At 67.2% G+C, this 16702-nt stretch carries 15 protein-coding genes and 3 pseudogenes; 9 read left to right on the forward strand and 9 right to left on the reverse strand.

Translation table 11 applies throughout. The annotated features are described in order from the left end of the window. Nucleotides 1-18: 18 nt before the first annotated feature. The 5 genes and pseudogenes from BN1555_RS16095 to dnaA all read right to left on the reverse strand — a co-directional run bounded on the left by BN1555_RS16095 (nt 19) and on the right by dnaA (nt 6362). Nucleotides 19-563 (reverse strand): annotated as a pseudogene (locus BN1555_RS16095) (DUF721 domain-containing protein). After that, nucleotides 560-1690 carry a DNA replication/repair protein RecF gene (gene recF / locus BN1555_RS16100; RefSeq protein WP_093800042.1) on the reverse strand — a complete coding sequence of 377 codons (1131 nt, stop codon included), beginning with the start codon at nt 1688-1690 and terminating at the stop codon, nt 560-562. The pseudogene BN1555_RS16095 and the gene recF overlap by 4 nt, the downstream one beginning before the upstream one ends. Nucleotides 1691-1720: 30 nt before the next feature. Then, the gene (gene gnd, locus BN1555_RS16105; RefSeq protein ID WP_093800043.1) at nt 1721-2599 is read right to left on the reverse strand and encodes a phosphogluconate dehydrogenase (NAD(+)-dependent, decarboxylating); all 879 of its coding nucleotides are present in this window, start codon (nt 2597-2599) and stop codon (nt 1721-1723) included. A 67-nt stretch (nt 2600-2666) separates the two neighbouring features. Next, complete coding sequence (gene dnaN, locus BN1555_RS16110) at nt 2667-3797, reverse strand: DNA polymerase III subunit beta (RefSeq protein WP_093800044.1); 1131 nt, start codon at nt 3795-3797, stop codon at nt 2667-2669. A gap of 819 nt (nt 3798-4616) precedes the next feature. Further along, nucleotides 4617-6362 (reverse strand): chromosomal replication initiator protein DnaA, encoded by a 1746-nt coding sequence (gene dnaA / locus BN1555_RS16120; RefSeq protein ID WP_093800045.1) that lies wholly within the window; start codon nt 6360-6362, stop codon nt 4617-4619. A 356-nt stretch (nt 6363-6718) separates the two neighbouring features. On the opposite strand from dnaA, the gene rpmH reads away from it, so the two are divergent. The 9 genes and pseudogenes from rpmH (at nt 6719) to BN1555_RS16165 (ending at nt 13523) form a co-directional block, all read left to right on the forward strand. Further along, nucleotides 6719-6856, forward strand: a complete 138-nt coding sequence (gene rpmH / locus BN1555_RS16125) for a 50S ribosomal protein L34 (protein ID WP_078606731.1) — start codon at nt 6719-6721, stop codon at nt 6854-6856. 18 nt (nt 6857-6874) lie between these two features. Then, nucleotides 6875-7249 carry a ribonuclease P protein component gene (gene rnpA / locus BN1555_RS16130; protein WP_093800046.1) on the forward strand — a complete coding sequence of 125 codons (375 nt, stop codon included), beginning with the start codon at nt 6875-6877 and terminating at the stop codon, nt 7247-7249. Beyond that, nucleotides 7246-7587 (forward strand): membrane protein insertion efficiency factor YidD, encoded by a 342-nt coding sequence (gene yidD / locus BN1555_RS16135; protein WP_093800047.1) that lies wholly within the window; start codon nt 7246-7248, stop codon nt 7585-7587. The genes rnpA and yidD overlap by 4 nt, the downstream gene beginning before the upstream one ends. A gap of 3 nt (nt 7588-7590) precedes the next feature. Next, nucleotides 7591-8835, forward strand: a complete 1245-nt coding sequence (yidC, locus tag BN1555_RS16140) for a membrane protein insertase YidC (RefSeq protein WP_093800048.1) — start codon at nt 7591-7593, stop codon at nt 8833-8835. Nucleotides 8836-8850: 15 nt separating this feature from the next. Beyond that, on the forward strand, nt 8851-9363 hold the full coding sequence (locus BN1555_RS16145) for a Jag family protein (protein WP_093800049.1): 513 nt from the start codon (nt 8851-8853) through the stop codon (nt 9361-9363). A 105-nt stretch (nt 9364-9468) separates the two neighbouring features. Beyond that, nucleotides 9469-10184 (forward strand): annotated as a pseudogene (rsmG, locus tag BN1555_RS16150) (16S rRNA (guanine(527)-N(7))-methyltransferase RsmG). 253 nt (nt 10185-10437) lie between these two features. Next, nucleotides 10438-11514 carry a ParA family protein gene (locus tag BN1555_RS16155; protein WP_093803429.1) on the forward strand — a complete coding sequence of 359 codons (1077 nt, stop codon included), beginning with the start codon at nt 10438-10440 and terminating at the stop codon, nt 11512-11514. Continuing rightward, the gene (locus tag BN1555_RS16160) at nt 11511-12608 is read left to right on the forward strand and encodes a ParB/RepB/Spo0J family partition protein (protein WP_093800050.1); all 1098 of its coding nucleotides are present in this window, start codon (nt 11511-11513) and stop codon (nt 12606-12608) included. The genes BN1555_RS16155 and BN1555_RS16160 overlap by 4 nt, the downstream gene beginning before the upstream one ends. Before the next feature lie 297 nt (nt 12609-12905). Beyond that, nucleotides 12906-13523 (forward strand): GNAT family N-acetyltransferase, encoded by a 618-nt coding sequence (locus BN1555_RS16165; protein WP_093800051.1) that lies wholly within the window; start codon nt 12906-12908, stop codon nt 13521-13523. Nucleotides 13524-13597: 74 nt separating this feature from the next. Here the strand turns inward: BN1555_RS16165 and trxA are convergent, their stop codons facing one another. The 4 genes and pseudogenes from trxA to sigM all read right to left on the reverse strand — a co-directional run bounded on the left by trxA (nt 13598) and on the right by sigM (nt 16680). Then, the gene (gene trxA, locus BN1555_RS16170) at nt 13598-13945 is read right to left on the reverse strand and encodes a thioredoxin (protein WP_093800052.1); all 348 of its coding nucleotides are present in this window, start codon (nt 13943-13945) and stop codon (nt 13598-13600) included. A gap of 46 nt (nt 13946-13991) precedes the next feature. Continuing rightward, nucleotides 13992-14966 (reverse strand): thioredoxin-disulfide reductase, encoded by a 975-nt coding sequence (gene trxB / locus BN1555_RS16175; protein WP_093800053.1) that lies wholly within the window; start codon nt 14964-14966, stop codon nt 13992-13994. A gap of 123 nt (nt 14967-15089) precedes the next feature. Further along, a complete protein-coding gene (locus tag BN1555_RS16180; protein ID WP_093800054.1) occupies nt 15090-15980 on the reverse strand; it encodes an anti-sigma factor family protein in 891 nt (296 codons plus the stop codon). Beyond that, a pseudogene (sigM, locus tag BN1555_RS16185) lies at nt 15977-16680 on the reverse strand (RNA polymerase sigma factor SigM). The gene BN1555_RS16180 and the pseudogene sigM overlap by 4 nt, the downstream one beginning before the upstream one ends. Nucleotides 16681-16702 lie beyond the last annotated feature (22 nt).

Genomic DNA, 16702 nt, shown 5'->3' on the forward strand with positions numbered 1-16702 from the left:
CACGCGCGCACCGGCTACTCAGCCGTAGGTATCCCCGGGGCCCGTACTCCCCGGCGCCCTCAGCGCACCGAAACGACGCGGCGGACCACCCGGTCCCCAGATCTTGATCGTCCGCACCGTGTCCCGGCCCAGATCCTTGTTCAGCCGCGTCAGCAACTCCCGCTGCATGAGCCGCAATTGCGTCGCCCACGCCGTCGAATCGCACTGCACCGTGAGGACCCGCTCGTCCTCGTCGTAACGCTGCGGCACACAGTGATTCGCCAGGTCCCCGCCCACGATCTCCGGCCACCGGCCCATCACCCCGCCGACCGCCATCGGCATCTCCCAGCCGCGCTCCGTCTTCAGCCGGTCCAGCGCCGCACCCAGCGCCAACGGATCACGGCCGTCCGCCCCCGCCCCGACCGCAGCCCACCCCCATGCCTGGCCTGCGTCCTCTGCTGCGCCGCCGCGCCCCGGGCCCGCGCCTGCTCCTTCGCCGCCCGCAACGCCACCCGCGCCAGATCCACCCCGGACGGCTCGGGCACCTTCGGCTGCCGCGAAAACTCCCCACTCACACCCGTCATACCCGCGCCACCTCGCCACCGGCCACCACACACCGCGCGCCCGCCAGCACCCCCGGCACATCGTCGTCCACCGCAGCCGTCACCAGCACCTGCTCCCCCGGCGCCACCAGCTCCGCCAGCCGCTCCCGGCGCCGCGCGTCCAGCTCCGCGAAAACATCGTCGAGCACCAGCACCGGCTCATTGCCCTCGGACCGCAGCAAGTCGTACGAAGCGAGCCGCAACGACAGCGCGTACGACCAGGACTCGCCATGACTCGCATAGCCCTTCGCCGGCAGCTGCCCCAGCTTCAGCACCAGATCGTCCCGGTGCGGGCCCACCAGCGTCACACCCCGCTCGATCTCCTGCTTCCGCGCACCCGCCAGCGCCTCGATCAGCTGCCCGTACAGCTCCTCACGCGTCCGCGCCGACCCGACGCCCCCGCCGACCGAACTCCGGTACTCCAACGACACCGGCCCCCCGCCCGGCGCCAGCTGCTCGTACGCCTTGTCCGCCATCGGCTGCAGCGTCGCGATCAGATCCAGCCGCTGCGCCAGCAGCTCCGCACCGACCTGACCCAGATGCTGGTCCCACACGTCCAGCGTCGACATGTCCATCGAACGCCCGCCGTGCCTGCGCGCCATCGCCGCCGACTTCAAGAGCGTGTTCCGCTGCTTCAGCACCCGCTCGTAGTCCGATCGCACCCCCGCCATCCGCGGCGAGCGCGCCGTGATCAGCTCGTCAAGGAACCGCCGCCGCTCGCCCGGATCACCCTTCACCAGGGCCAGATCCTCCGGCGCGAACAGCACCGTCCGTACGATTCCCAGCACATCACGCGGCCTGACCTGCGAAGACCTGTTGATACGCGCACGATTCGCCCGACCCGGATTCAGCTCCAGCTCCACCAGCTGCTGCCGCTCGCCCTGCGTCACAGCGGCCCGTATGACAGCCCGCTCCGCACCCATCCGCACCAGCGGCGCATCCGAGGACACCCGGTGACTGCCGAGCGTCGCGAGATAACCGATCGCCTCGACCAGGTTCGTCTTGCCCTGACCGTTCGACCCCACAAAAGCAGTGACGCCCGGGTCGAGAGGAACTTCGACCCGGGCGTACGAGCGGAAGTCGGCCAGCGACAGATGCGTGACATGCATGGTGTACGCCGACCTTCTTCCAGCTCTGAACTACTTCTTCGACTCGACCGCGTGACCACCGAACTGGTTGCGCAGGGCAGCGATCATCTTCATCTGCGGGGAGTCGTCCTGACGCGACGCGAACCGCGCGAACAGCGACGCGGTGATCGCCGGCAGCGGCACGGCGTTGTCGATCGCGGCCTCGACCGTCCAACGGCCCTCGCCCGAGTCGGCGGCGAACCCGCGGAGCTTCTCCAGGTGCTCGTCGTCGTCCAGCGCGTTGACCGCCAGGTCCAGCAGCCAGGAACGGATGACCGTGCCCTCCTGCCAGGACCGGAAGACCTCGCGCACGTCCGTGACGGAATCGACCTTCTCCAGCAGCTCCCAGCCCTCGGCGTACGCCTGCATCATGGCGTACTCGATGCCGTTGTGAACCATCTTCGCGAAGTGGCCGGCGCCGACCTTGCCCGCGTGCACCGAACCGAAGTCGCCCTCGGGCTTCAGCGCGTCGAAGATCGGCTGGACCTTCGCCACGTTCTCGGCGTCGCCGCCGTACATCAGCGCGTAGCCGTTCTCCAGGCCCCAGACACCACCGGAGACGCCGCAGTCGACGAACCCGATGCCCTTGCGGCCCAGCTCCTCCGCGTGCTTCTCGTCGTCCGTCCAGCGTGAGTTCCCGCCGTCCACGACGACGTCGCCGGGCTCGAGCAGCTCGGCCAGCTCGTCCACGGTGGACTGGGTCGCGGCACCGGCCGGAACCATCACCCACACGACCCGCGGGCCCTTGAGCTTGGCCACAAGCTCCTCAAGGCTGTGGACATCGGCGACGTCCGGGTTGCGGTCGTAACCGATGACCGTGTGGCCTGCGCGGCGGATGCGCTCCCGCATGTTGCCGCCCATTTTGCCGAGGCCGACGAGACCGAGCTCCATCAGAGATTCCTTAAGCGTCGTGGCGATTCTTACCCGGGAACGAGCCTACGCCCGGCCCGCGAAGACCTCAGCCCGAGAGCCGCACCGGCATGATCAGGTACTTGTACGCCTCGTCCGCCTCGGCATCGACCGCGGGCCTGCCACTGAGCAGCGCCGGCTTGGTGGACGTCGTGAAGGAGAGCTGGGCGACCGGAGAATCGATCGCGCTCAGGCCGTCCAGCAGGAAGGTCGGGTTGAAGGCGATCGAGATGTCGTCGCCGTCGAGGTTCGCGTCGACCCGCTCCACAGCCTGTGCGTCGTCGCTCGATCCCGCTTCGAGGATCAGCACGCCCTGCTCGAAGCTGAGCCGCACCGGGGTGTTGCGCTCGGCGACCAGCGCCACACGCTTGACGGCCTCGACGAACGGGGCGGTCTCGATGACGGCGATCGAGTTGAACTCGGTCGGGAAGAGCGTCCGGTACTTCGGCAGGTCGCCTTCGAGCAGCCGCGTCGTCGTCCGACGGCCGGCACCCTCGAAACCGATCAGGCCCTCACCGGCACCCGAGCTGGAGAGCGCGATGGTCACCGTGTCACCGCTGGTCAGCGACTTGGCGGTGTCCAGCAGAGTCTTGGCGGGCACCAGGGCGACGGCGGAGGCCTCCGGGTCCTCCGGCTTCCACAGGAACTCGCGGACCGCGAAGCGGTAGCGGTCGGTGGAGGCCAGCGTGACGGTGTCGCCCTCGATCTCGATGCGCACGCCGGTGAGGACGGGCAGCGTGTCGTCGCGGCCGGCGGCGATGGCCACCTGGGCGGCGGCGGAGGCGAAGACCTCACCGGGGACGGTGCCGGTCGCGGTCGGCATCTGCGGCAGCGCCGGGTACTCCTCCACAGGCAGTGTGTGGAGTGTGAACCGCGAGGAGCCGCAGACCACGGTCGCCCGTACACCGTCTGTGGAAATCTCCACCGGCCTGTTCGGCAGGGCGCGGCAGATGTCGGCGAGGAGCCGGCCGGAGACGAGAACGGTGCCGTCCTCCTCCACGTCCGCCTCGACCGAGACCCGCGCCGAGACCTCGTAGTCGAAGCCGGAGAGGCTCAGCGCGCCCTCCTCCGCCTTCAGAAGAAGGCCCGCGAGAACGGGCACCGGCGGACGGGCCGGGAGGCTGCGCGCCGTCCAGGCCACCGCCTCCGCGAGTACATCGCGCTCAACCCGGATCTTCACCGGAACCGCCTCCTGCTTGTTGCTGGCTCGCCCTGCTGGCCGTCGTCGTCTGGCTGTGTTGCCGGGGACCAGTCTGACGCACCGCACCGACAGTCCGTGCGGCTCGGGGTCAAGTCGTGGCGAGAGGCGTCGCCGGCTCCGGGCCCGAGTTGTGCACAGGCCCTTCTTCCAAGCGATTTCCGAGCTATCTCTAAGTGGGAGTAGTAGTAGGGCCTGTGGAAACGGTGGATAACCCTGTTTCCACAGGTCAAGCCCACTTTTTTGTCCACCGGCCCTGTGGGCGGGCCCCGTGGAAAACCAAGGGGTTCTGTGGACACGCGAAAGTTCTGCACACCCCATGCACAGGCAGGAGTCACTTCTCCCCAGTGCTGTCCCCAGCTTTACCCGCGTTCCCCACAACCCAACCCAGCTTCTTGGTGTGACCGCTTTCACTCGATGCGGTGAGTGGGCGCGTTTCGTTGCCGAACAGTGGACAGGGGTGTGGATTAGCTGTGCACAACGTGGTCCTGCCTGTGGGTTTCCGGTGGACAACCAAGAGTGAACCCTGTGGACAGTTCCATTGTCCACAGGCTGTGGATGAAGGTTGGACACAAATCCACAACCACCTGACCTGGGGTGATGAGCCCCCACGATCCGCGCCTGTGGACCCGGTCTGGACAACCCGGGAGTCCCCAGGCTGTGGACAAGGCATTCCGCCCTCCTCTGTGGAGAAGAGAGCCGTGTGGCCCGGCATTCGAACACCACAGAGCCGCGGAGCCGCGAAGGGCGCCCCGGGAGTACGTCCCTGGGCGCCCTCCGGGCGGTGTTTCCGGTGCCGGGTCAGCCGTTCTTGATGCGGTTCGTGAGCTCGGTGACCTGGTTGTAGATGGAGCGCCGCTCCGCCATCAGTGCCCGGATCTTGCGGTCGGCGTGCATCACGGTCGTGTGGTCGCGGCCGCCGAACTGTGCGCCGATCTTGGGCAGGGAGAGGTCCGTCAGCTCACGGCACAGGTACATCGCGATCTGCCGGGCCGTCACCAGCACGCGGCTGCGGGACGAACCGCAGAGGTCCTCCACCGTCAGCCCGAAGTAGTCCGCTGTGGACGCCATGATGGCGCCCGCCGTGATCTCGGGAGACGCGTCCTCGCCACCGGGGATCAGGTCCTTGAGCACGATCTCGGTGAGGCCGAGGTCCACGGGCTGCCGGTTGAGTGACGCGAAGGCCGTCACACGGATCAGCGCGCCCTCCAGCTCGCGGATGTTGCGCGAGATGCGGGACGCGATGAACTCCAATACCTCGGGCGGCGCGTTGAGCTGCTCCTGCACCGCCTTCTTGCGGAGGATCGCGATGCGCGTCTCCAGCTCGGGCGGCTGTACGTCGGTGGTCAGGCCCCACTCGAAGCGGTTGCGCAGCCGGTCCTCCAGGGTCACCAGCTGCTTGGGCGGCCGGTCCGAGGACAGCACGATCTGCTTGTTGGCGTTGTGGAGCGTGTTGAAGGTGTGGAAGAACTCCTCCTGCGTCGACTCCTTGCTCGCGAGGAACTGGATGTCGTCGACGAGCAGGATGTCCACGTCGCGGTAGCGCTTGCGGAAGGCGTCGCCCTTGCCGTCGCGGATGGAGTTGATGAACTCGTTGGTGAACTCCTCGGAGCTCACGTAGCGCACGCGCGTGCCGGGGTAGAGGCTCCGCGCGTAGTGCCCGATCGCGTGCAGCAGGTGCGTCTTGCCGAGCCCTGACTCTCCGTAGATGAAGAGCGGGTTGTACGCCTTCGCCGGCGCCTCGGCGACGGCCACGGCGGCCGCGTGCGCGAAGCGGTTGGACGAGCCGATGACGAAGGTGTCGAAGAGGTACTTCGGGTTGAGGCGGGCGTGCGGTTCGCCGGGGCCCGGCGTCGAGGGCTGTGCGGCCAGGGGCCCGGGGGCGCCGCCGGCGGACATCATCGAGGAGCCGGGGCCGCCGCGGTGCGGGGCGGGCTGGTCCTGGTGGTCGCGGCGCTCGGGGCGGTCGGGACGCTCGTGACGCGGGGACTGGTCGTAGTGAGGCTGCTCGTACTGCTGGTGCTCGGGCGGCTGCTGCCGGTAGTCGTGCTGCGGAGGGCGCGAGGCGTACGGGTCGCGTTCCTGGAACCCGCCCAGCCGGGGCTGCTGCCAGCCGTGGTCGTCCTGCGGGCGGGGCCAGGAGCCCTGCTCGTGGCGGGGCTGCCGGTAGTCGGGGTAGGCGGGCCTGGCGGTCGGCAGGTCATCGGCCTGGGGCCGGTGTCCGTAGCTGTCGTACGACTCGTGCTGGGGCTGCTGCTGCGGGGCGGGCTCTCCCGCGGAGTCGTCGACGGTGATCGCGATCCGGATCGGACGGCCGCACTCGCGGCTCAGGGTCTCGCTGATGAGGGGGGCGAGCCGGCCTTCGAGGACACGCTTGCCCCACTCATTGGGGACGGCGAGCAGCGCGGTGTCGGCGACCAGTGCGAGCGGCTGGCAGCGCTCGATCCACTGTTTGTCCTTGGGTTCGATGCCCTGCTGGCCCTCTTTGAGGAGGTGCTCCAGCACTCGCGGCCACACTGCGGCAAGATCGGCAGGTACGTCAGCCACAGGGCACGCTCTCTCACAGGTCCCACGAATGTGTGGTTCTAGGGACGGGATGGAAGGACAGGCAGGAAAGGAATCCAAGTTCAGTCACGGTAGTCGCGGCGCCTCGCACGGTTCAAGTTGTTGTCCACAGGCTGTGCATAGTCACCCGGCAACAAGGTGTCGGTTTGACCGGATGGCGTAGCCGCGCGTACCGTGACCAGGTCGAGTTGTCGATGGCTGCTGCCGCCTGCCTCCGATGGGCAAAGATCACGGTCTGTGATCGTGAAGCGGTGCACACGGGCGTTGCGAGCTTCCTCGTGGGCGCACGGTGACAGCCAGGCGATGCCCCGCCACCACACCACTTCTGGAGCCCCCGAGTGAGCAAGCGCACCTTCCAGCCGAACAACCGTCGTCGCGCCAAGACCCACGGTTTCCGTCTTCGCATGCGGACGCGTGCCGGTCGCGCCATCCTGGCGACTCGCCGTGGCAAGGGCCGCACGCGCCTTTCCGCCTGATCACCTACAGGTCATGACGTGCTGCCTACCGAGAATCGGCTGAGGCGGCGCGAGGACTTCGCGACCGCGGTACGCCGAGGACGCCGGGCCGGACGCCCGCTCCTCGTCGTCCACCTACGCAGTAGCGGTGCAACGGACCCGCACGCGCCTGGGGAGAGCGTTCCCCAGCCGCGTGCGGGTTTCGTCGTCAGCAAAGCCGTTGGCAATGCTGTGGTGCGCAACGTGGTGAAGCGGAGGCTTCGCCACCTTGTCCGGGACCGTCTGCCGGAGCTGCCCCCCGGTAGCCTGGTTGTCGTACGGGCATTGCCCGGAGCAGGCGATGCCGACCATGCACAGCTGGCCCGAGACCTGGATGCCGCGCTTCAGCGGCTGCTGGGAGGGGGCGCGCGATGAAGTACCCGCTGCTGGCTCTGATCAAGCTGTACCAGTGGACGATCAGTCCGTTGCTCGGGCCTGTCTGCCGGTACTACCCGTCGTGCTCCCACTACGGGTTTACGGCCATCGACCGGCACGGTGCGGTCAAGGGCACGGCCCTGACCGCCTGGCGCATTCTGCGGTGCAACCCGTGGTCGCCGGGCGGTGTGGACCATGTCCCGCCGCGCAGACGTCCGCGTTGGCACGAAGCGCTGCGCAATGCGTGGAGCGGCAACCGCGGCAGCAAGGGCGGGCAGCACTCCGCCGCTGAGATCAGCCCGGCCGCAGAGACCTCGCCCAATGCTCAAGGAGCCTGATTAGTGGACACGATTGCCAGTCTCTTCAGCTTTATCACCACCCCGGTTTCCTGGATCATTGTCCAGTTCCACACGATGTACGGCGCGCTCTTCGGGCCTGACACGGGCTGGGCCTGGGGTCTGTCCATCGTGTCCCTGGTGGTGCTGATCCGGATCTGTCTGATCCCGCTGTTCGTCAAGCAGATCAAGTCGACGCGTGGCATGCAGGCGCTCCAGCCTGAGATGAAGAAGATCCAGGAGCGCTACAAGAACGACAAGCAGCGTCAGTCCGAAGAGATGATGAAGCTGTACAAGGAGACGGGTACCAACCCGTTGTCCTCGTGCCTTCCCATCCTGGCGCAGTCACCGTTCTTCTTCGCGCTGTACCACGTGCTGAGCAAGATCTCCTCGGGTGACGAGATCGGTGTTCTCAACCAGAACCTGGTGGACAGTGCCCGTGAGGCCCACATCTTCGGCGCCCCGATCGCGGCGAAGTTCATGGACAGCACGGAGAAGGTCGCTGCCCTGCAGGCTTCGCTGACCGATGTCCGCATCGTCACCGCGGTCATGATCGTCCTGATGTCGGCGTCGCAGTTCTACACACAGCGCCAGCTGATGACGAAGAACGTCGACCTGACGGTCAAGACGCCGTTCATGCAGCAGCAGAAGATGCTGATGTACATCTTCCCGGTCATGTTCGCCGTCATGGGCATCAACTTCCCGGTCGGTGTCCTCGTCTACTGGCTGACCACCAACGTGTGGACCATGGGCCAGCAGATGTATGTGATCCACGGCAACCCGACCCCGGGCAGCAAGGCGCAGGCTCAGCTGCTGGAGCGGATGCAGAAGTCGATCGTCAAGCACGGCAAGGTGCGCAGCAGGCGCGAGCGCAACGTGATCAAGCAGATTGCCGCCAAGGGCCGTGAGCGCAACGAGGCCGAGCGCAAGTTCGTCAAGGGTCTCGGCATGGCGCGCCTGACCGTGCAGCCTGACGGCACCGTGGTGAAGGGTGAACCCGAGGTCGTCGAGACCGAGGGTGGCGCTACGGCCGACTCCGGCCCGAAGCGGCAGCAGCCCAAGCGGCTGACCAAGGCACAGCGTCAGGCCGGCGCCGAGCCTGTGGCGGCGAAGACCTCGCTGCAGAAGGAAGAGCCGCAGCAGGCCGACAAGCCCAAGACGGCCGGCAAGCCTGCTTCCGGTTCCGCACGCCAAGCCAAGTCCGGGCAGCGCAAGGGCCAGCAGCGGCCCAAGCACCCGTCCAAGAAGTAATAAGGAGTCCATCCCGTGACGGAAGGCACCACCTCCGTGGCCGCTGAGGGTGTCGACACCCTGACCCGCCTCGAGCAGGAAGGGGAGATCGCGGCCGACTACCTTGAGGGTCTGCTCGACATCACCGACCTCGACGGTGACATCGACATGGATGTCGAGGCCGATCGGGCTTCGGTCTCGATCATCAGTGACACGGGTAGCCGTGATCTTCAGAAGCTCGTGGGTCGCGACGGTGAGGTGCTGGAGGCGCTTCAGGAGCTGACGCGTCTCGCCGTGCACCGTGAGACCGGGGACCGCAGCCGGCTGATGCTGGACATCGCGGGCTTCCGGGCCAAGAAGCGCGAAGAGCTCGCAGAGCTCGGCGCCAAGGCCGCGAATGATGTGAAGAGCACGGGCGAGCCGGTGAAACTGGACCCGATGACGCCCTTCGAGCGCAAGGTCGTGCACGACGCGATCGCGGCGGCGGGACTGCGCAGCGAGTCCGAGGGCGAGGAGCCGCAGCGCTTCGTCGTCGTGCTCCCGGCCTGACCGGTCCATCGCCTGTCGGCCCCGTCTGTTCGCAGGCGGGGCCGATCTTTGTCAGCCTGATAGTCAGCCACCAGTGCGGTAGTGCGGTACGGAAGGACGGTCCCCGTGACGGAGGAAGCAGAGCTTCCCCAGGCGCCTGAAGAGGCACGGGCGGTATTCGGTGAGTGCTTTCCAAAGGCCGTCCGGTACGCGGAACTGCTCGCGGATGCCGGAGTCGAACGAGGCCTGATCGGTCCGCGTGAGGTACCGCGATTGTGGGAGCGGCACTTGCTGAACTGCGCGGTGCTCTCCGAGGTCGTTCCCGAAGGGGTCACGGTCTGCGACGTGGGGTCGGGGGCCGGGCTCCCGGGTATCCCGCTGGCGCTGGTGCGTCCGGACCTGAAGATCACTCTGTTGGAGCCTCTTCTGCGGCGCACGAACTTCCTTCAGGAAGTGGTCGAGCTGCTGGGCCTGGAGCACGTGACGGTGGTGCGCGGCCGCGCGGAGGAAGTCCTCGGGAAGCTGCCGCCCGTTCATGTGGTGACGGCGCGGGCCGTAGCGCCGCTGGAGCGGCTGGCCGGCTGGGGGGTCCCCTGTTGCGTCCGTACGGGGAGATGCTGGCGCTCAAGGGTGACACCGCCGAGGAGGAGCTCAAGAGCACCCGCTCCGCGCTGAGCAAACTCGGTGTGGTGGAGACGGAGGTGCTGCACGTCGGTGAGGGTGTGGTGGACCCGTTGTCCACGGTGGTGCGCGTGGAAGTCGGGGAGAGCCCTGGCGGGGTGCGGTTCGCGGCCAAGCGGGCCAAGGCGGCACGGACAGGGCGTACGCGTCGGCGCCGGTGATCTGCGTTGTCTGTCAATAATGCTGCGCACGATCTGCCATATGTACGTATTTCGGAGTGTCGTGAGGGCGTAGCCGTGGAGCAGGTGCATCGTGTTTCACGTGAAACACCGCTCTCTGCTGCATGGAATCATCAGTCGCACCCGTGCGACTGCCGCGCCGCGCGACCGCAGGCCCGCCAGGGTTACGGAGTTGTTCACAGAGGTGGATTTCTCCACAGAAGAACAGGCCTCGCTGGTTCATGACCCCGGAAGCATGGCAGGCTCTGTGCATTGCGAGCCTGAAGTCGAGGAGAGTGAATCCTTGCGGTCCGACGCCAACATCGCGGGACCGATGACCGACCCGGTCCCCGGTCCCCGAACCGAATCGGCGGGGGAGGACGTTTCACGTGAAACGCCGCCCCCGATGGACGACACCCCCATTGGTCGTGCTGCTCAACTGGCGGTAGAGGCTTTTGGTCGCGCCGGTGAGGGGATGCCCCGGCCCGAGCAGACCCGCATCATGGTGGTGGCCAACCAGAAGGGCGGCGTCGGGAAGACCACGTCGACGGTCAACCTTGCTGCTTCGCTCGCGCTGCACGGCGCGCGTGTCCTGGTGATCGACCTCGACCCACAGGGCAACGCTTCCACGGCGTTGGGGATCGACCATCACGCCGAAGTACCTTCGATCTATGACGTCCTGGTGGACAGCAGACCGCTCTCCGAAGTGGTTCAGCCGGTCCCGGACGTCGAAGGCCTCTTCTGCGCCCCGGCCACTATCGATCTCGCTGGTGCGGAGATTGAGCTGGTGTCGCTGGTGGCGCGGGAGAGCCGCTTGCAGCGGGCCATCCAGGCGTACGAGCAGCCGTTGGATTACATCCTCATCGACTGCCCGCCTTCGCTGGGTCTGCTGACGGTCAATGCCATGGTCGCCGGTGCGGAGGTACTGATCCCCATCCAGTGCGAGTACTACGCGCTCGAAGGTCTGGGACAGCTCCTTCGGAACGTCGATTTGGTGCGGGGGCATCTCAACCCGGACCTGCATGTGTCGACGATTCTGCTGACCATGTACGACGGAAGGACGCGACTCGCCTCCCAGGTGGCTGACGAAGTGCGTACTCACTTCGGCAAGGAGGTGCTCAGGACGAGCATCCCGCGGTCCGTGCGTATCTCCGAAGCACCGAGTTACGGGCAGACCGTGCTCACCTACGACCCGGGATCCAGTGGGTCACTGTCGTACCTCGAAGCGGCCCGTGAGATCGCACTGCGGGGCGTCGGGGTGCACTACGACCCGCAGCATGCCCACTCGGGCAGCCAGAACAGTCAGCAGAGCATGTCGGAGGGGATCCAGTGAGTGACCGCCGTAGAGGATTGGGGCGTGGGCTCGCCGCGCTGATCCCGCCCGCTTCGCCGGAGAAGCCGAGCGTGTCCGTAGGGCTGGCTTCGACGTCTCCCGGGGCAGTGCCGGTGCTGACCGCGGAGCGGGGAGTGGCTGCCGCGAAGGTGGCTTCGCTTCCTGCGGCTTCTGTTTCACGTGAAACAGAAGCTCCCGTGCAGGAGCAGGAGCCGGCGGAGCTTGATGAAGTCGCCGGGGTTCATTTCGCTGAGCTGCCGCTGGACCTCATCAAGCCGAATTCGAAGCAGCCCCGCAAGGAGTTCGACGAGGAAGCCCTCGCCGAACTGGTCACCTCTATCAAGGAGGTGGGTCTCCTTCAGCCTGTCGTCGTACGGCAGCTGGGGCACGAGCGCTATGAGCTCATCATGGGTGAGCGCCGTTGGAGGGCCTGCAAGCAAGCAGGGCTGGAGAGGATCCCCGCGATCGTCCGGGCCACAGAGGACGAGAAGCTGCTCCTGGACGCGCTGCTGGAGAACTTGCACAGGGCTCAGCTCAACCCGCTGGAAGAGGCGGCGGCATACGACCAGCTGCTCAAGGACTTCAGTTGCACGCATGACCAACTGGCCGACCGGATCGGGCGCTCACGTCCGCAGGTCTCCAACACGCTGCGCCTGCTGAAGCTGTCGCCTTCGGTGCAGAGCAAGGTTGCGGCGGGTGTGCTGTCCGCCGGCCATGCGCGGGCCCTGCTCGGCGTGGAGGACTCGGAGGAGCAGGACCGCCTGGCGCACCGCATCGTGGCCGAGGGGCTGTCGGTGCGTTCGGTCGAGGAAATCGTCACTCTGATGGGCTCACGTCCAGAGGGCTCTCCCAAGGTGAAGAGTCCGCGGGCGGGTGCCAGGGTGTCGCCCGCCCTGACCGGTCTCGCTTCCCGGCTCTCGGACCGGTTCGAGACCCGGGTGAAGGTCGACCTGGGGCAGAAGAAGGGGAAGATCGTCGTCGAGTTCGCGTCGATGGACGATCTGGAGCGGATTCTCGGGACGCTTGCCCCCGGTGAGGGGCGGGTCCTGCAGAAGGGCCTCACCGAAGAGAACGCGGAGGACGGCGAGAGCTGAGCTCTCGGCCGGGCCATTGCAGGGCGGGTCGTGTTCCGGAACACGACCCGCCCTTTGCTTTCCCACGGTGTCCGTCCGATCGCATGGTGGATACGATGTGTCCTGGTATGGCATATCCACCTTGGTTCACTTGAGAGGGAGGTTGGGGGTCATGCGATCGGTGAGCCGCAGCCGGCTGGTGACAGCAGGGCTGAGTGTCGGGGCAGTCGGTGGGTTCGTCGGCAGTCTGCTCCGGGAACGGGGCGCGCTGGCAGCCGCCCGCGATGCGGCAGGCGAAGGAAGCGAGGAACATCCTTCATGGGGCGTCGGCTCGTACCGCTCACGCTGGACAATCTTCCGGACCTTCCCAAGCGCTGCCGGTCCTGTGTCTTCTGGGAGCTTGATCCGGTCAGTGGAGAAGCAGCCGTAAAAGCAGGCACTCCCGAGCTGGAGAAGGAAGCCTGGATTTCGGCCGTTCTGCTGGAGTGGGGGTCCTGCGGGCGGGTGGTCTACGTCGACGAGGTCCCGGTGGGCTTCGTTCTGTACGCGCCGCCGGCGTATGTACCGCGGTCGACGGCGTTTCCCACCAGTCCGGTGTCCCCGGACGCCGTACAGCTGATGACGGCCTGGATCATGCCCAGTTATCAGGGTCAGGGGCTGGGGCGGGTGATGGTGCAGACCGTTGCCAAGGACTTGCTGCGGCGGGGATTCAAGGCCATCGAGGCATTCGGCAACGCCCGCTGGACGGAGCCCGCGTGTCTGTTGCCGGCAGAGCACCTGCTGTCGGTCGGCTTCAAGACCGTCCGCCCTCATCCGCTGCATCCCCGGTTGCGACTGGAGTTGCGTACGACGCTGTCTTGGAAGGAAGACGTCGAGCTTGCTCTCGACAGGTTGCTGGGGGCAGTCCAGAAGGAGCCGGTGCTGCGTCCGCTGTGAGAGCAGGAAGACGTGTGGGGTCCATCCCTCACAGGGATGGACCCCACACGTTTCACGTGAAACAGGAGATGCGATCAGGCCTTGGAGCCCTCGTCGCCGATGAAGTCACCGAGGTCGCGAACGATCGCGGCCTTCGGCTTGGCACCGACGATGGTCTTGGCGACCTCGCCGTTCTGGTAGACGTTCAGCGTCGGGATGGACATCACGCCGTACTTGGCAGCGGTGGCCGGGTTCTCGTCGATGTTGAGCTTGACGACCTCGATCTGGTCGCCGTGCTCGGCCGCGATGGCCTCGAGCGACGGAGCGATCTGGCGGCACGGACCGCACCACGCGGCCCAGAAGTCGACCAGTACGGGCTTGTCGCTCTTGAGGACGTCCTGTTCGAAGGATGCGTCAGTCACGTTCTTCAAGGTGCCGGCCACGGCAGCCTCCTTAACTTCGGGTGGGGTGTGGGGTGGGGAGGGAAGGTCAGACGGTGGCGGTCTTCTCGGGCTCGGCCACCTTCTCGGTGTCGGCGAGAGAGGCCAGGAAACGCTCGGCGTCGAGTGCGGCCGAGCAACCGGTGCCCGCAGCCGTGATGGCCTGCCGGTAGGTGTGGTCGACGACGTCACCGGCGGCGAAGACGCCGGTGAGGTTCGTGCGCGTCGACGGCGCGTCGACCTTCACGTAACCCTCGTCGTCCAGCTCCAGCTGGCCCTTGAACAGCTCGGTGCGCGGGTCGTGGCCCACGGCGATGAACAGTCCGGTGACGGGCAGCGGCGTGGTCTCACCGGTCTTGGTGTCCCGCAGCGTCACACCCGCGAGCTTCTGATCGCCCTGAAGGTCGGAGACGGCGCTGTCCCAGGCGAACTTGATCTTCGGGTCGGCGAAGGCGCGGTCCTGCATGGCCTTGGAGGCGCGCAGAGTGTCCCGACGGTGGACGATGGTGACGGACTTCGCGAAGCGGGAGAGGAAGGTTGCCTCCTCCATCGCGGTGTCGCCACCACCGACCACGGCGATGTCCTGGTCCTTGAAAAAGAACCCGTCGCAGGTGGCGCACCAGGAGACACCACGCCCGGAGAGCGCGTCCTCCTTGGGCAGGCCGAGCTTGCGGTGCTGGGAGCCCGTCGAGACGATGACCGCCTTGGCGCGGTGGACCGTGCCGGCGGTGTCGGTGACGGTCTTGATGTCGCCGGTGAGGTCGACGGACACGATGTCGTCCGGGATCAGTTCGGCGCCGAAGCGCTCGGCCTGGGCGCGCATGTTGTCCATCAGGTCGGGCCCCATGATGCCGTCGCGGAACCCGGGGAAGTTCTCCACGTCGGTGGTGTTCATCAGAGCACCGCCTGCGGTCACCGCACCTTCGAACACCAGCGGCTTCAACGACGCACGCGCTGTGTACAGCGCGGCGGTGTAGCCGGCGGGCCCGGAGCCGATGATGATCACGTTTCGGACGTCGCTCACGGGTTTTTCCTCGTCTCTGCGGACTGCCTGCTGTCTACTGGGGCCTGTCTAGGACTCTCACCCCACCCAACGGATCCTACGGGGCATGCATTCCCGAGGTGTCCGGCCCGTTCCACCGTGATGTCAGCGGCGGGAATAGGCGTGCGTCAGCAGAATCTCACCCTTGGCAGGGGGATCCGCCTCGACACAAGAGGCGTCGACGACATAGGCCTGCACCCGGGTGGTGTCGGTGGCGTGCGGCAGTACGACGAGGAAGGCGCTCTTGCCGTTGTACGTGCCCTTCTCCGCGGCAAGCGGCACGGTGTTGCGGCCGGTGCCGTCCTGGACGCACTGAGGCACGATCGTCTCGATCGCCCGTTTGGGAGAGTTGGACTCGATATCCATGGACGGGCCGTTCTCGGCCGTCTCGCGCTGAGACATCGGCTGCTTGGTGATCAGGTCCCGCACCCGGTCCTCGAGAGGGGTCTTGGAGAACTTGTCCTCCGACCTTTTCGTTGCGGAGACGCCACTGTCGGCGGAGGCGTCCTTGTCGTTCGATGACTGGAACGGCTGCAGCAGGAGTACACCCATGCCGAGGGTGGCCGTGCCGAACACCGCGCCGATGACGGCATTGCGCCGACGACGCTTGGCCCGACGGTCACGGCCGGGACCGGTCGTCGCACGGGGGCGGCCGACGGGGCGGTCCGTGACGGAGGTTTCGGCGACTCGCGGTGCGGGCGGTGTTTCACGTGAAACATGCGCGCTCTCTTCGGGCGCGGTGCAGTCCAGGAGTGCTTCGGCGGCCAGAGTGGCGTCGATGCGGCCTGCGACATCGACAGGCATGTGCAGCGGGCCGGGCAGGGTGCCGAGCAGCCCGCGAATCTCGTCCAGAGAGGCCTGTACGCCGGCGCACAGCACGCACGCGTCCAGATGGCGGCGTACCTCTTCCGTGCGGGAAGGCGACAGGAGGCCCTCGGCGAGATCGGAGATCTCCGAGACGTCCGGGTGCTGAGTCGTGCCGGCCGTTGATGTCATGCGCGCCCACCTCCGCCCTTCACAGCAGCAGGATCACTCGGCCCTGCGTCCTTTGGCCCCGATGCCGGTGGGACGGATGCCCCGGGCGTCCGGTTCCTTTCCCCACCGAGGTGATTGCTATCCCCGCCACCGGTGCGCAGATGGGTGAGAAGCGGCAGCAGTCGGGCGCGGCCGCGTGCGCAGCGGCTCTTCACCGTCCCTGCCGGTACACCGAGGACGTCGGCGGCTTCCGCCACCGGGTAGCCCTGCATGTCCACGAGCACCAGGGCGGCCCGCTGCTCGGGGGCAGGGTGGCCAGGGCCGTGATGAGTTCTCGGTGGAGGTCCTGGCGCTCCGCGGGGGCCTCGGCGGACTCGTGGGGCTCCAGGAGCTGGTCGAGGCGGTCGGCGTCGTCGACCGGTGCGGTCTTGCGGGAGGCCGCTTTACGGGCCCGGTCGAGGCAGGCGTTGACGGTGATGCGGTGCAGCCAGGTGGTGACGGCGGACTGGCCGCGGAAGGTGTGAGCGGCGCGGTAGGCGGACACCAGGGCGTCCTGGACCGCGTCGGCGGCCTCCTCGCGGTCGCCCAGCGTGCGCAGGGCCACGGCCCACAACCGGTCGCGGTGGCGTCGTACGAGCTCACTGAAGGCGTCCGGGTCGCCTTTGACGTGGGCGGCCAGGAGATCCTGGTCGCTTGTGGCGCTGAGCGTGACGTCGTCCAACGGTGAGCCCCCTCCCCTGCTG

Source organism: Streptomyces sp. Wb2n-11 (assembly GCF_001049855.1).
Classification (GTDB): domain Bacteria; phylum Actinomycetota; class Actinomycetes; order Streptomycetales; family Streptomycetaceae; genus Streptomyces; species Streptomyces altiplanensis.